The organism is Paenibacillus sp. FSL E2-0177 (assembly GCF_037992975.1).
Taxonomy (GTDB): domain Bacteria; phylum Bacillota; class Bacilli; order Paenibacillales; family Paenibacillaceae; genus Paenibacillus_AQ; species Paenibacillus_AQ odorifer.
On sequence record NZ_CP150307.1, the window covers coordinates 96,809 to 112,441 of the forward strand.

The following is a 15,633-nucleotide window of genomic DNA, read 5'->3' on the forward strand; positions in this document are numbered from 1 at the left end:
CATAAAGTTTGTAGGCGGGTATAATTTAAAACAACCGAGGAGGAATGACCCAGGTGTGGAAAGATAAGTTTGGTAAAGAAGGTCTAACTTTTGATGATGTGCTGCTGGTTCCGCGTAAATCTGAGGTACTGCCTAAAGAAGTGGATTTGACCACAGTTCTAAGTAAGAATGTGAAGTTGAATATTCCACTTATGAGTGCAGGTATGGACACAGTCACAGAAGCAGCCATGGCCATTGCAATTGCTCGTGAGGGTGGCATCGGGATTATACACAAGAATATGCCTATAGAGCAGCAAGCGGAAGAAGTAGATCGTGTGAAGCGTTCCGAGAGCGGAGTTATTACGAATCCATTCTCACTTACGGCAGAACACATGGTATCTGATGCAGAGCTTTTAATGGGTAAATATCGCATTTCCGGAGTGCCGATTGTAGACAGTGACAATAAACTTGTCGGTATTCTGACTAATAGAGACTTACGCTTTATTCATGATTTCAATATTCAAATTAAAGAAGTTATGACACATGAGAATCTTGTAACAGCTGCTGTGGGTACAACCCTTCAGGAAGCAGAAGGTATCCTGCAACGTCATAAGATCGAGAAGCTTCCTCTTGTGGACGAGAATAATATTCTTAAGGGCCTCATCACCATTAAGGATATTGAAAAAGCTATTCAATTCCCTAACGGAGCCAAAGATGCACATGGCCGTCTACTTGTTGGAGCAGCTGTTGGTATCTCTAAAGACACCTTCGAACGTACTGCAGCATTAGTAAAAGCTGGTGTGGACTTGATCGTCGTCGATTCTGCACATGGTCACCACATTAATATAATTGAAGCGGTTCGCCAAATTCGTGAGCTGTATCCTGATCTTACGATTGTTGCTGGTAACGTAGCTACAGGCGAAGCAACCCGTGAACTTATTGAAGCTGGTGCATCAGTAGTTAAAGTAGGTATTGGACCAGGATCGATCTGTACAACACGCGTTATCGCTGGTATCGGCGTACCTCAGGTTACAGCCATTTATGATTGTGCGACAGTTGCTCGTGAGTACGGAATTCCTATTATCGCTGATGGCGGTATTAAGTATTCTGGGGAGATCACTAAGGCTATCGCAGCTGGTGCTCATGCTGTAATGATGGGAAGTATGTTTGCAGGTACAGAAGAAAGCCCGGGGGAATCCGAGCTTTATCAAGGCCGTAAATTTAAAGTATATCGTGGTATGGGCAGCATGAGTGCCATGAAACAAGGCAGTAAAGACCGTTATTTCCAAGATGATGATAAGAAGCTTGTTCCTGAAGGAATTGAAGGTCGTATCGCTTTTAAAGGGCCTCTTTCGGATACCGTTCATCAATTGATCGGCGGATTGCGCTCAGGTATGGGCTATTGCGGTACGAAGTCATTGGAAGAACTGCGTAACGATACTTCTTTCATTCGCATCACAAGTGCTGGACTTCGTGAAAGCCACCCGCATGATGTGCAAATTACAAAAGAAGCACCAAACTATTCCGTATAATGGACTAACCGTATTATTTTTTGGACAGACAGGACTATTTCGTCCTGTCTGTCTTTTTTTGCGGGTACCCCTGTGTTAGAATAGAACAAGCTATTGATATGAGATTTAAAGGAGAGTCGTAATCATTGAAGCACAAACGAAAATTTAATGGTAAGCAAATTGTAATTAAGACAGCGACTGTAGGTCTGCTTTTAAATATGTTAATGAACCCTGTAATTCCAGCATTGGCTGAAGCGGGCAAAACTCCGGTTACAACCGAAGGTGCCGCAACTGCTACTGAAACTGCACCCAAGACCAACGCAGTTAAGATCCCTTCTGTGGAATCTCTTAACTTGGAATTGAGTTCTGCTATTCTAATAGAACCAACTACAGGCCAAGTACTTATGGCTCTAAATCCAGATACACCACTCCCACCTGCGAGTATGACCAAGATGATGACTGAATATCTTGTATCTGATGCCGTGAAAAAAGGAGACATCTCTTGGGATCAAAAGGTTATCATTCAAGAGAATGCTTCCAAACAGGTCGGATCACGAATTTTTCTGGCGGCTGGAGATGAACATACGGTTAAAGAGCTATACATAGCGATGGCTGTAGGATCGGCGAATGATGCCACGGTTGCTTTGGCAGAATTGGTATCGGGTTCAGAAGAACAATTTGTAGAACTAATGAATCAGACTGCACAGAAGATGGGCATGAAAAATACCTATTTTATTAACTCAACTGGACTTGATCGGGCAGACATGCCGAAGAAATTCCGTCCTGATCTTGATAAAGAGACTGTAATGTCAGCTAGAGATGCAGCTACTCTTGCTAAATTTATAGTTACTGACCACCCGGACTTCACTGAATTTACAACGATTCAGTCTTATAAATTCCGTGATCGGGATACAGCGCCGATCATTAACTACAACTGGATGCTGGAAGCTAACAAAAGTATTCCCAACTTTAAGGCATATGCTTATCCAGGTCTAGATGGACTGAAGACTGGCCATACCACAAATGCAGGTAACTGCTTTACAGGTACTGCTGTGCGTGATGGAATGCGTCTAATCAGTGTTGTTATGGGTGCTAACTCGGAGGCACATCGATTCACAGAAACAAAAAAAGTGCTCGACTACGGATTTAACAACTTTGAAATCAAACAGGTTGTAGCTCCGAAGGCTGTTATTGCTGGCACGGAAACAGTTCCGGTACTGAAAGGAAAGAATAAAGATGTTTCTATAGTTACTGATGAAGGAGTTTCTTTCATTGTTCCTAAGGGAACGGTTTCTCCTGAAGTTACTACAACTGTTGTAACAAATGACCCTGCAACTTTGGTTGCTCCTATAGCTCAATCCTCTAAAGTAGGTAAAGTTACCTATTCCTACAAGGCTGAAGGCATGCAAGCAGCACAGGAGAAAACAGTTAATCTGATCACAGTAGAGGAAGCTGAGAAGGCTGGCTGGTTCAAGTTGTTCCTTAGAGCGATTGGCGATTTCTTCGGTGATTTATTTTCAGGGATCAAGAACTTGTTCTAATGCAGTTTGGTGTCGAAATCAGCAGTAAATCCGAGTAAATGGGTTGTAGATTTCCCTTCATTGGGGTAAAATTACAAGTTAGATTAAGATAGATCATTCGGGGGGTTAGGACATGGAAACAGGTACATCGCGAGTTAAAAGAGGCATGGCAGAAATGCAAAAAGGCGGCGTCATTATGGACGTCATGAATGCAGAGCAAGCAAAAATTGCTGAGGCTGCTGGTGCAGTTGCTGTTATGGCTCTGGAACGCGTACCTTCTGACATTCGTGCAGCTGGCGGTGTAGCACGGATGGCCGATCCTACAATTGTAGAAGAGGTTCTCAAGGTGGTAAGTATCCCTGTTATGGCTAAGGCTCGTATCGGCCATTATGTAGAAGCGAAAGTTCTAGAATCTTTGGGTGTTGATTACTTGGATGAGAGTGAAGTTCTTACTCCTGCTGATGAAGTATTCCATATTGATAAACATGAGTTCACCGTTCCTTTTGTATGTGGAGCGAAGGATCTGGGAGAAGCACTGAGACGTATTAACGAAGGTGCCTCCATGATCCGTACAAAAGGTGAACCAGGAACAGGCAACATTGTTGAGGCCGTGCGTCACATGCGCTTTATCAACAGTCAAATCCGTAAAGTAACGAATTTGTCCAAGGACGAGCTATATAATGAAGCAAAGAACCTGGGAGTTTCCTACGAGCTGTTGCTCGAAGTACATGAGCTTGGCAAACTGCCGGTTGTTAACTTTGCCGCTGGGGGTGTAGCTACTCCTGCAGATGCTGCTCTTATGATGCATTTGGGTGCTGATGGTGTATTCGTAGGCTCGGGTATTTTTAAATCGGACAATCCTGAGAAATTTGCGCGTGCGATTGTTGAAGCCACTACACACTATACTGATTACAAACTGATTGCTGAAGTATCCAAGAACCTTGGTGCACCAATGAAGGGGATTGATATTGCAACTCTCACCCCGGCTGAACGTATGTCGGAGCGTGGCCGTTAATAGAGAGAAGGTTGTAGGATGAAGATAGGAGTATTGGCGCTGCAAGGCGCTGTTACGGAGCATATTGTTAGTATAGAGAAGACCGGTGCAGAAGGCGTGCCTATCAAGCGTGTGGAGCAGCTAGAAGAGGTTGAAGGCCTGATTATCCCCGGCGGAGAAAGTACAACGATTGGAAAGCTAATGCGGAAATATGGCTTCATAGAAGCCATCCGTGATTTTTCTAATCAAGGCAAGCCTATTTTTGGCACATGTGCGGGTATGATTGTGCTGGCCAAAAAAATTGCCGGTGGTGAACCGGGGCATTTGGAGCTGATGGATATTACCGTAGCCCGGAATGCATTCGGCCGCCAACGGGAAAGCTTTGAATGTGATCTGGAGGTTAAAGGCATTGATGAGCCGGTTCGTGCTGTGTTTATACGTGCACCGCTTATCAACGAGGTAGGACCGGGAGTTGATGTGCTTACAGTCTATAATGATGAGATTGTAACCGCGCGCGAAGGCAACTTGCTGGTGTGTTCTTTTCATCCAGAACTGACCGATGATTTCAGACTGCACCAATATTTTGCCGATATGGTAGAGGCGAATAGGGAAGTCCAACAACAAAATCGCATATAAAGAACATCCTGACTCTTTCAAAGCTGTAATCAGCATTTTGAAAGAGTTTAGGCTGTTTTCAGGAGGGAAACTTTGTGTTAGATGTAAAAATACTACGTAGTGATTACGCAAGAGTGGAAGAGGCTTTAGAAAAACGGGGCAAATCACTGGACTTAATTGCTGATTTTCCACAACTTGATTTGCGTCGACGTGAATTACTGCAAGAAACCGAAGGTCTTAAGAACCGTCGTAATACAGTTTCAGGTGAAGTAGCGAAAAAGAAAAAGAACGGCGAGCCAGCAGATGATCTAATTACAGAAATGCGTACAGTATCTGACCGAATTAAAGAGCTTGATGATGAAGTACGTGAACTGGAAGCTCAGATTGCTGATCTTACTATGAATATCCCTAATATTCCTCATGATTCAGTTCCAGTAGGGAAATCCGAGGATGATAACGTTGAATTACGCCGCTGGTCGGAGCCCAAAGAGTTCGGATTCACTCCGAAATCACATTGGGAGCTTGCGCAGCAGCTTGATATTATTGATTTTGAAGCTGCAGCAAAGGTTACAGGATCCCGGTTTGTTTTCTATAAAGGACTTGGAGCACGTCTAGAACGGGCGCTGATTAACTTTATGATGGATCTTCACAGTGGTGAGCATAACTATGAGGAAATGCTGCCGCCTTACATTGTAAACAAAGACAGCTTGTATGGTACAGGACAACTGCCTAAATTCGAAGAGGATCTGTTCAAGCTGCGGGATACCGAATACTATTTGATTCCTACAGCTGAAGTACCGGTAACGAACTACTATCGCGAAGAGATTTTGACGGCAGCTGACCTGCCTAAATACCATGTAGCTTACAGCTCTTGTTTCCGTTCTGAGGCGGGCTCGGCGGGCCGTGATACTCGCGGTTTGATTCGCCAGCATCAATTCAACAAGGTAGAGTTGGTGAAGCTCACCACCCCTGAATCCTCTTATGAGGAATTAGAAAAAATGACAGCAGACGCTGAAAGTGTGCTACAGCTGTTAGGACTGCCTTATCGTGTACTTGGGTTATGTACGGCTGATATGGGCTTTACATCGGCTAAGACGTACGATTTGGAAGTGTGGTTGCCTGAGAGTGGGATGTACCGTGAGATATCCTCTTGCTCAAATACAGAAGACTTCCAAGCACGCCGGGCAAATATTCGTTTCCGTAAGGATCCAAAATCGAAGCCTGAATTTGTTCATACGCTGAACGGCTCTGCTTTGGCTGTTGGACGTACGGTTGCTGCAATTCTTGAGAATTATCAGCAAGAGGATGGCAGTGTTCTGATTCCAGAATGCCTACAACCTTATATGCGCAATGTAAAATCGATACAACCAAAAACTATTTAAAGATATAGTTGCTTTTTCTTTGCATTGTATGGTACAATCCTAATGCATGTGAAATTTAAATGCATTTGGAGAGGTACCGAAGCGGTCATAACGGGGCGGTCTTGAAAACCGTTAGGGTGCAAGCCCACATGGGTTCGAATCCCATCCTCTCCGCCATTCCTTTACATGACACGCCGCATAAGGATTTGCGGTGATTATGATTGAAACGCACTAGACTGTTGAACAGCGGTCTGGTGCGTTTTTTTGTGTTCGTGACCGTTAGAGGAGAATCTAACGGGAGGTATTTAATATGAATGTGAACACAGGAAAAACAGCCCATAAACGGGGGCAAAGAAAGAATAATTTAGACATACCTCAGCGGTTATTAGACCGCCTTACTTCTTCGGTCTTGGAAACGCCCCGCTCCGCGCTTCAAGAAGCCGAGAAACCTTGCCCTGATACGTTGACACTGGATAAGCTATTTAACCGCTACTACGCCGCACGACAAGCGGCAGGGGCGGCAGAACGCACCTTAGAAGACTATAGGAAGCATATGAACTGGTTTCGGCGTTTCTTAGCAGCGGAGTACAGCGGTCTTGATAACTTTGTACCTAACCGTGATGTCATTCGTGTATGGATTTCTTCTATGTTGACAGTGCAGAAGTTGAAGCCCTCAACAATAAATATCAGATTACGTACTGTTAAGGCAATGTTTAATTGGGCTATAAGTGAAGGGATTATTAGAGAATCCCCTTTTGAGAATGTAGAATTATTGAAAGTACCTGAAGAAGACTTCCAAGTAATTTCAAAGGCACAGGAACGGAAGCTTTTTAATTGCTGTGAATTGACTACCTTCTTAGGACTGCGTGATGCATTATTGATGTCTTTTCTGCTTGATACAGGAGTACGTATTGGAGAGTGTATGAGAATATTTGTAGAGGAAGTTGATTTACAGAATCGCTCTGCTTCCGTGCGTGCAGAATCAGCTAAAACTAGAAAAGCTCGAACAGTTTACTTTGGAGTAAGAACCCAAGAGCTATTGGTTATTTACCTGGCTTGGCATGAGATGAACGGACAAGCTCCAAATTTATTCTTAAATGAATATGGTCAGCCGTTAGATAAGAATTGGGCAACCAGATGTATCAGCTTCATAGGGAAGAAGGCAAAGGTTACAGGGGTTCGTATAAGCCCTCACACATTCCGACATACATTTGCTACTCGTTATATAAAGGCAACAGGAGACCCTTTTTCATTACGTCGATTGCTTGGGCATTCTTCAATGGAGATGGTCAACCGTTATGTTAATCAAGATGTTGCTGATGTTCGTGAGCAATACGAGAAGTTTATGAACAGAGGAGACTGAGCGGTGTTTACAGACTAAGGTATAGCTGGGAAGATGGTGTAACTGCCACCTGAACTTCTGGGCATTTGCAGAAAATATGTAAACGTTGCTGTAGATAAGATGATGAGCACTATATAGGCTAACATTAGCGTTATTTTTTATGATATAATATGGGAGGGAATACCACTTAAAATACAACTATAATATAACTTTACTACCCCCCTTATTTTTTAGTAAGGGGGGTGTTTTGCTATGTTTTTAACCAATATTCTTAACCATTTTGATACTAATCTAAGTAATGGATTTAAAGAATTTTTGAAAACATATTGGTTTGTAATTGGAATGTTATTTGGTGCCATATTGTATCTGATTGAGCAAAAGTTTAAGAAATAACTTTGAGGAGGGGCACATTTTAAGCAAGAGAGTAGAATCATTGGAATTGAGAAACACAGAAGGATAAAGACTTTAAGGAAACATTCTAAACCAGAACCTATTAAGAAACTGACGGCAGAACAAATGAAGTCGTCAAAAGAGAAGAAAAGACGAGTAGATTGAGAAAGTTGCGGAACAACAAACATGATTAATAGGAGTGAGGGTTATGAGTTCTATAAAGCCGTTAGAGCACATTATCGAAGATGAAAAAGCTTTGAGGTTACTGGAGATGGTTGGTGAGTATTTTCAGTATGCTGAAAATGCTCGTACAAAGTTAGACGATATGACAATCATGCTTAAAGATATAATCTTAGAGCCTTACACATGTGGAGGGCGATTTAATGCTGATTACGATTTAGTTCGCGGTTTAGATAGGCTCGCACTAGGAAGGGATACAAAAGAAGAGTTCGTTGAATTTGTTGAAAACTGGAAGAAAAAGCAGGGCTAATATTTATCTTTCCCGCCGCCGTAAATTCCTCGGATTTCAGTAAGAAAGAGAAGACTATACTTCTCCTTAAAAATCTAATATTTGATTGTATAGGCGACTTCCTAAACGGAGGTCGTCTTTTTCTCTGTTTCCGCGACTTTGGCATTATCAACATTCTACATGTTTTGTTCCCGCTTCCCTCTCCAGCATCCATTATGAGTTTAAATTTCATTCGACTATGAGGGGAATTCTGAAGCTGTCTTCTTAAATATATAGATGTGTCTGAATAAGGCATATTAGGACGAATCAAAGTTCTACTATAGAAGATTAATCAAAGGAGAAGTGGAAATGGAAAGTTTAGTGAGTTCAAAAGTAGTGTGTGAGAAGTACAGCATTTCTAAGCGTACGCTATGCAGATGGAAACTTGAGGGATTACCTTCAGTCAAATTATCATACAACATGGTTAGGTATCAGCTTAAAGAAGTGGCTAAATGGATTGAAGCTAATAAAGTTATGGCGGCAGGAGCGGGAAAAGAATGACTATAGCGCGTGAGCTACTCGAAGAAGCAGACAAAAGATTAAAGAGAAGTAGAGTTAATAGAGTAATAGATGGGAATGGGGAAGAACGAACCGATTGCATAGTAATAACTCCTGAGATGCGGGAAGCGGCTAGAAGGAGGGGGAAGCTGGAGACTTACAGGAACAGGACGGAAAATCCATTTACAATGGTGAATATGGAAGGGGCAAGACAAGTAGCGACAATGGGAAGGTTGAGTACAAAGGAGTTGGGGTATTTCTTGGTGCTTCAATCATATATAGGTTATGACAACATGCTTAAAATGTCGTTAGATGCAAGAAAACCTATGACGGAGAAGGGACTAGCGGAAGTACTAAGGATAAGAGATAAGAGAACATATTCCAACTTGCTCAGAAAGTTCATGGAACTAGGCTTAATACAAAGCCAGAGGGTTTCTTTATTTAAGAAAGAATATGAAGCGCTTTACATCAGTAAAGCCTATTGCCTAAGGGGAACAAGCAAAGAGAACAAGCTAGTCAAGATTTTCATCGAAGCTATGCATGAACTGTACTGTCAGCAGGATATAAAGCCCGCTGATATTGGTTTCTTATATCGCATACTCCCATATATGCACTTTGAAAGTAATCACCTTGTAAGGCATCCTTACGAAAAGGATTTATCCAGTGCAGAAGCACTATCTCTAAGGGATGTAGTAGAAATCACTGGTATGGATGAAAAGAATGTCAAGGAACATCTTAGAATTAAGTTGTCTGGCGAGCATGTTTTTGGCTCGTTTAAGGCTGGCAAGAACAGTGTTTACAAAGTCAATCCATCATTATTCTATCGAGGTATTGCATCGGAACTAGTGAAAGCAGACTTTACTTTGACGGAACAGAGCCGTAATTAATGCGCTGTTCCTGTACCATGTACCGGAAAGTGATATTCACAAATTTTTAAGAGGAAATGCAATCTCAATCGAGGGGTATTTTTGCAGGAATATTGAACAACCGAGGGGTATTTTTGCAAACTTTAAAGTGGTCTCAGCCTTAGAGCCATAAGGGTTTCACGGATTTCCCAAAAGTAGTATCTCTCTTATCTTAGAAGATATATATAATTATTAAAGTTATAACCTTAGGCAAAGGTGTTAGGTTGTTTATTACCCAAAAAAATCCGTTTACCGCGAAGCAAGCAATCGTCAATCTTATTCAACATGTCCCTGTTGACGATTCAAATTATAGGCATTAGCAAAGAATATATAGCTGAGATAATGATATAACATATATATGATTGAAGTACCCAGCCATCTTAGTTAAATGGTTAGGGTACTTACCGCCTGAACTGGAATGAAATATATCCGCATGTTTAAAATCAAATATGCATTGGCAAAGGAATAAACAATATGACGTATTAATATCCAAACAATACTCTACTTGCCAATGGATAAGATATACCTTATGCAAGTGGTCGTCTTAATCTAAGCGCTCACGAAATTACTCCTGGTGGTGGCGGGCGCTAAGATTCAGGTGGAAAGATGTTATGGGCTTGTCAAAATATTGCCAACCAAAATATTGCCAACCAGAATGTTGCTTAGTAGAATGTTGCCCCCTGATGAATACATAATCATAGGCAGGTCGTTATCATCAAGCTATGAGACCTTGAAATAATAATCATCTAGCTATGCCCATGCTAAGACACTAAGCTAAGATGATTAAATCACTAAGCTGTATAGCTTGTGATTTATAGAAGCACTATTTAATATAAATAGATTTGCACATAAACAGCATCAATCGAATGCGAGTAGGAAGTTATGACTGTGTATCCCAATTCATTTACTTCATATATAGAGAGGAGTATCTCCTCTCCGTACGTTTTTATTAAATAGAAGGAGAAGATTCATATTATTGAGCTGAAATTAATTAGAGAAGAAATTCTAGACGGTATTAGGGTACTGACTGTTAAGAATCCTATGGTAATGAACCATCACAGAGTTAATTATGCAGACTTACAAAGCATATCTAGGGTGACAGGGCTATCAGAAGAAGAAATCATAAAAGTCGCTGGTAATGATATGGGGGTTAGAAACTCTATTGACTATATAAGGTCTGCTGAAGGGGGAAAGATAAGAATAGTCAGAATGAGATGCTTGCCAATGTTATTCCAGTTGCTCAATATTAGCAGGATGGGAGAACATATGGCTGAAGCTAAGAGGGCTGTTTTGAAGGCATTGGAGGGAGCGGAACCAGAGATTGGCGGTGATTATGTTGGATAATATCAAACGAGTTACATTTAGCATAACCGCTACTCAAGACAAATTCATCGAATTGTATGCGTTAGCTACAGGGTTAGGTAAGTCAGAGGTTATAAGGGATTTTCTTGATGATGCTGTTTGTGAAAATAGAGAATTCGTAAATAAGCACCTCTTGTGTGAGGAATGAATAACATTAAGGTAAAGTAGGTCAATCACTTATAGCAGAGTGAAGCCCTACTTTTTTTATTGTTTTGACTTCTCGTCCAGACTTCGCGGGGTTTTTTGTCCCTAAAATACCGCCGTCGGCCCCGATTTTTTTGTAGCCGCCGATTTTAATATAATATCGGAAGTATATTCATCTAGTTTAGCCCCCCCACCTCCATCAGAATAGGGGAGAATACACTTTATCCGAGTAAAGCACCCCCTGAAAAACTGGGGTTTCTTGCCTTATCCTGCGTATGCCGCTAAATAGTTTGCGTGGTCCGTTCCGGCGAATATCCCCCTCCCCCAATTCAGATAAGGTATATTATCGGAAGACTAGGATTAAGGAGTGATAGTATTAAGGCGTATGCACTTCCATTAGGATAATAGTTTGGCTTATAGTGTAAATCAATTGCGATATCATAATCGTTCAGATAATTGTAAGCGCCAAATATTAAATTGTATGTCGTAAGTTACTTAAACTGTGTGTAACAATACCATCCGTGACTGTGTATTAAGATACTAACTGGTACAAGAAGGAAATTGACGGAAAGGGTCGAATAATAGGGAGTGAGAAATTATCTTTAAAATATGGAATTAGGTGAGTAAATGGATAGACAAGCTGACCACTCTATCAAAGGTTTTTTGTATCAGTTCCTATTAACCATCAAGTTTATACTTGATGCTCCACTTGATACGGAGATTACATGTGAAGGTATCGAGGACATTGATATTAGTGATGATGATACTATTGAAGTTATACAATGCAAATACCATGAGGCAGTTGAAAACTTCACATTAAGTAGTATATATAAACCAGTATTGTTAATGATGAAGCATTTTGTTCAGTACCCAGAATTAACGACCCTTAATTATCGATTGTATGCTTTTTTTCCAAACGAACCATTGGGTATCAAGGCATTAGTCAAAGCACAGTGTGAGGAAATATTGGGTAGTAAAGACAAACGCTACCGTACATACATACAGCAAGTCCAGGGTGTTGACTTAGAAGCCTTTCTCGCAAAATTTCAGTTTCAAATCGGTCATAGATATGAAGAATTAGTCGAGCTAATTAATACAGCACTGATTAATGAAGGATTTAAACAAGAAGAAATTGATAACATCATTCTTCCAAATCTAATTCATTATATTAGTGAACTAAGTATAAAGAGCACTGTAGAGGAGAGAAAAATAACTAGGCGTCATATCTTACAGAAGCTGAAGCAACAAAGAAAGTTGCTTGTTAGTAAGTGGGTTAAAGAATACGCTAGCTTTAACACGCTATTAAAGACTAAGAAAGAGTTATTACATGGACCATTAAATAGTCGTCTAAGAAGACGAGTTTTCATATTCAATAAATTTTTATCAGAAAAAACTGAACATATAGTCACATTCATTAAGGAAATATTACAGAAGTATTATGCATCGGATTTAGCTAGATACGAACCTATTGTTTGTCTTAATCTCTGCGATGCTGATTTCAATGAAGTACGTAGATTATTGTATCACCAAGGTATAATTTCATGGGATGGGTATGTAGCTGACGAATTTATACCAGCAAGATTTATACATTCACCTCCAGTGGTTACAATAGGGAAAAAAATAATTAAGCCTGAACACCATTTAAAAATAATTAATCGAAATAATATAGATGTATTACGCACTCTTAGTAACATTGATGATTATTATGTGCTGGATAATGATGTAACTGAAATTGTAATTCCTGAAGCGCGAAAAGAGGTTTTGAATTTTACGTCTTTTAATTACCTTAATTATATATTCCAACTTCGAAGGGGCTATGAACATGAGTGAGAAAGTCGGCAAAGTTATTTATAGTTCTCCACAATCGGTATGGGTTGAAATTAATGAGGCGTCTGTATTTGAGAAAAACAAAAAGAATCTACAAGTAGGGAAATTTTTGAGTATTGATGATGGTAACTTAAATAAGGTTATATGTTCAATTCAAAATATAAAAGCAAAAGAAGTGAATAGTGCAGAAGGATATACAGGTGATTATGGGAAATTCATCGTAGAAACTCAGCCAATAGGAACAATACAAGGGGATGTGTTTAGGAGAGGAAGTAATTCCTTGCCGATACCTTTGGAGGATGTACATGTACTTGACGATGACATAATTAGCACGATTTTCTCACGAAGTGATGATTTCAATTTTGAGTTCGGTACACTTCTTCAAAACGATTCAGTACCGTTATTTATTGACGGTGATAAATTTTTCGGAAAACATATTGCAGTAGTAGGTTCTACCGGTTCAGGAAAGTCATGTACTGTAGCGAGAATTTTACAAAATGCTGTGGGTATTAATGAGAACGCAAACAAACACAAGGAAGTTCAAAAGAACTCTCATATAATTATATTTGATATGCATTCCGAGTATAAAAAAGCGTTTAGTTTAGCTGAACATGAAGGGTTTACTCTTAACTATTTAGATGTATCTACTCTAAAGTTACCATATTGGCTTATGAACTCTGAGGAATTAGAGAATTTATTTATTGAAAGTAATGAGGGTAATTCTCATAATCAAATCTCTATACTTAGGAAAGCGATTATTTTAAACAAAGAGAAGTATAATCGTGATATATCGAAGGTTGATTATGATACTCCTGTATACTTTAGTATAAAGGAAGTTTACAACTATATTTATAATAGTAATGTAGCTACTAAAGATGCAAACACTGGGGAATTGCAGTTTGTGAATCCAGTTCAGGGGTTAGATAGCGAAGAGTATCAACTTTTTGAGAATATTCAATTTAGACCTAAAGATAGAGGAAAGATAAATGATGGACCTTTTGCAACAGAGTTTGACAGGTTCGTAATCAGGTTAAATACTACACTGAATGACAAGAGAATTAAGTTTATTACTGAGCCTTTGAAAGAAGACGGCACTGAATTTAAGACAGAGGATTTCACAGAAATCTTAAAGCAATTTATAGGGTATATTAACAAATCGAACGTGTCTATAATCGATTTAAGTGGTGTTCCCTTTGAAGTACTCAGTATTACCGTCAGTCTAATTTCACGTATAATTTTTGATTTCTCCTTCCACTACTCTAAAATTAAGAACGAAGCAAATGCATTAAACGATAACCCAATATTGATTGTATTTGAAGAAGCTCATAACTATATTCCTAGAAGTACAGAATCGTCATATAAATCTGTAAAAAGGTCTGTTGAAAGAATAGCTAAGGAAGGTAGGAAATATGGGCTTGGTTCTATGATTGTTAGTCAAAGACCTTCAGAGATATCGGAAACTATTCTTGCTCAATGTAATAACTTTGTAGCTTTAAGACTTACTAATCCTAATGACCAGAACTTTGTAAAAAGACTTTTGCCAGACAGTATCGCTTCGATAAGTGATGTTCTACCTTCGCTTGGAAAGGGACAGTGCCTTTTAGTTGGAGACAGCGTTCCTATACCAGCCCTAGTTCAACTAAATATGCCTAATCCTGCCCCTTCTTCAGATGATATTCCATTTGTCAAGGAGTGGGATACATCGTGGAAGGATATCACTTTTGAAGATGTGATTAGACGGTGGAAAAAGGAATAGGGAGTTTATTGCTTTTCGACTGATAAGAATATTGTTTTCTTTCTAAGATTGACCCATGTATACAAAGAGTATTAAGATGAAGTTATCCAACGGTCACGTACCGAAATTAACGTTTTAACTCAGACCGCTGTAGCGGTTCAACAAAAAAGTGCCATGAAGTCAATCAGCATAAGGGATTGCGGGTTTTTACAGCGAGGGGCGGTCTTGAAAACCGTTAGGGTGCAAGCCCACATGGGTTCGAATCCCATCCTCTCCGCCATTCCTTTATGAACTTAAAGAATAATTAGATAGAAACCGTTCCCTCTGGGGGACGGTTTTTTTGTTTTGTTTGGTAGACCTAGTTCTATTGAGAATAAAAAGCTTCATTTCTCCGCAATGTATTAGAGAAGGAGGATGATCATAATCATGGATAGATCATTAGAAGTTGATCAGCATAAGCTTGTCTCAGCCTGGCAGGAGCGTTTGCCGGCGTTGATGGATGATGGGGATAGTTTCAGTGTGCTGGCGGATAATGGGGATCCGAATAGCTTGCTGATTCATTTTAATGCGGCAGGTCATCAAGGCTATTCACTGGATTTTCGCTGCAAGTATGTAGATAGCAGAGAAGTGGCAGTGGATCTGCTGGATGTGGAACAGAGCGGTCTCCATATTGATGAGCGTAGCGATGCCGTACAGCAGCTGGCACAGCAATACTCACGGCAAATTCATGAATGTGCTCAGGCTCTTCAGAACTTGACCAATCCTTAGGAGGAATGAAAATGTCGAAACCAAAAAGTATCCCTGTTCCTGGGGCAGAGCCAACAAGTGGTGAGCGGAGAAAAGACCATGCTCCTTCAGGTCCAGAACCGCTTTCAGGTTCTAAAAAGGTGAAACAAGCAAACCATGTTGACCACCATAATCCACAAGGTTAACAAATAAAAA

General features: G+C 40.2%; 14 protein-coding genes and 1 tRNA gene. All 15 read left to right on the top strand.

Annotated features, from left to right (window positions below; translation table 11 throughout):
• Nucleotides 1-53 precede the first annotated feature (53 nt).
• The 15 genes from guaB to MHI25_RS00515 all read left to right on the top strand — a co-directional run bounded on the left by guaB (nt 54) and on the right by MHI25_RS00515 (nt 15,623).
• Nucleotides 54-1,511: an IMP dehydrogenase gene (gene guaB, locus MHI25_RS00445; protein ID WP_340394794.1), complete on the top strand. Its 1,458-nt coding sequence runs from the start codon at nt 54-56 to the stop codon at nt 1,509-1,511.
• A 125-nt stretch (nt 1,512-1,636) separates the two neighbouring features.
• Entirely contained in the window at nt 1,637-3,031 is a 1,395-nt protein-coding gene (locus MHI25_RS00450; RefSeq protein ID WP_076187220.1) for a D-alanyl-D-alanine carboxypeptidase family protein, read from the top strand.
• 112 nt (nt 3,032-3,143) lie between these two features.
• Nucleotides 3,144-4,025 carry a pyridoxal 5'-phosphate synthase lyase subunit PdxS gene (gene pdxS / locus MHI25_RS00455; protein ID WP_036679980.1) on the top strand — a complete coding sequence of 294 codons (882 nt, stop codon included), beginning with the start codon at nt 3,144-3,146 and terminating at the stop codon, nt 4,023-4,025.
• An 18-nt stretch (nt 4,026-4,043) separates the two neighbouring features.
• A complete protein-coding gene (gene pdxT, locus MHI25_RS00460) occupies nt 4,044-4,640 on the top strand; it encodes a pyridoxal 5'-phosphate synthase glutaminase subunit PdxT (RefSeq protein ID WP_340394795.1) in 597 nt (198 codons plus the stop codon).
• Nucleotides 4,641-4,714: 74 nt separating this feature from the next.
• Nucleotides 4,715-6,001, top strand: coding sequence for a serine--tRNA ligase (gene serS, locus MHI25_RS00465; protein ID WP_038568043.1), 1,287 nt, complete (start codon nt 4,715-4,717; stop codon nt 5,999-6,001).
• 67 nt (nt 6,002-6,068) lie between these two features.
• Nucleotides 6,069-6,157 (top strand) — tRNA-Ser (locus MHI25_RS00470).
• A 133-nt stretch (nt 6,158-6,290) separates the two neighbouring features.
• Complete coding sequence (locus tag MHI25_RS00475; RefSeq protein ID WP_340394796.1) at nt 6,291-7,343, top strand: tyrosine-type recombinase/integrase; 1,053 nt, start codon at nt 6,291-6,293, stop codon at nt 7,341-7,343.
• A gap of 577 nt (nt 7,344-7,920) precedes the next feature.
• Nucleotides 7,921-8,202 (top strand): hypothetical protein, encoded by a 282-nt coding sequence (locus MHI25_RS00480; RefSeq protein ID WP_340394797.1) that lies wholly within the window; start codon nt 7,921-7,923, stop codon nt 8,200-8,202.
• 327 nt (nt 8,203-8,529) lie between these two features.
• Nucleotides 8,530-8,721 carry a hypothetical protein gene (locus MHI25_RS00485; protein ID WP_340394798.1) on the top strand — a complete coding sequence of 64 codons (192 nt, stop codon included), beginning with the start codon at nt 8,530-8,532 and terminating at the stop codon, nt 8,719-8,721.
• Nucleotides 8,718-9,605 carry a hypothetical protein gene (locus MHI25_RS00490; protein WP_340394799.1) on the top strand — a complete coding sequence of 296 codons (888 nt, stop codon included), beginning with the start codon at nt 8,718-8,720 and terminating at the stop codon, nt 9,603-9,605. The genes MHI25_RS00485 and MHI25_RS00490 overlap by 4 nt, the downstream gene beginning before the upstream one ends.
• A 1,059-nt stretch (nt 9,606-10,664) precedes the next feature.
• Nucleotides 10,665-10,967, top strand: a complete 303-nt coding sequence (locus MHI25_RS00495) for a hypothetical protein (protein WP_340394800.1) — start codon at nt 10,665-10,667, stop codon at nt 10,965-10,967.
• Nucleotides 10,968-11,756: 789 nt separating this feature from the next.
• On the top strand, nt 11,757-12,959 hold the full coding sequence (locus MHI25_RS00500; RefSeq protein WP_340394801.1) for a hypothetical protein: 1,203 nt from the start codon (nt 11,757-11,759) through the stop codon (nt 12,957-12,959).
• Nucleotides 12,952-14,712 carry an ATP-binding protein gene (locus MHI25_RS00505; protein WP_340394802.1) on the top strand — a complete coding sequence of 587 codons (1,761 nt, stop codon included), beginning with the start codon at nt 12,952-12,954 and terminating at the stop codon, nt 14,710-14,712. The genes MHI25_RS00500 and MHI25_RS00505 overlap by 8 nt, the downstream gene beginning before the upstream one ends.
• Nucleotides 14,713-15,117: 405 nt before the next feature.
• On the top strand, nt 15,118-15,459 hold the full coding sequence (locus MHI25_RS00510; protein WP_036679977.1) for a hypothetical protein: 342 nt from the start codon (nt 15,118-15,120) through the stop codon (nt 15,457-15,459).
• Between the two features lie 11 nt (nt 15,460-15,470).
• Nucleotides 15,471-15,623: a small acid-soluble spore protein P gene (locus tag MHI25_RS00515; protein WP_036679976.1), complete on the top strand. Its 153-nt coding sequence runs from the start codon at nt 15,471-15,473 to the stop codon at nt 15,621-15,623.
• The last annotated feature ends 10 nt before the right edge of the window (nt 15,624-15,633 follow it).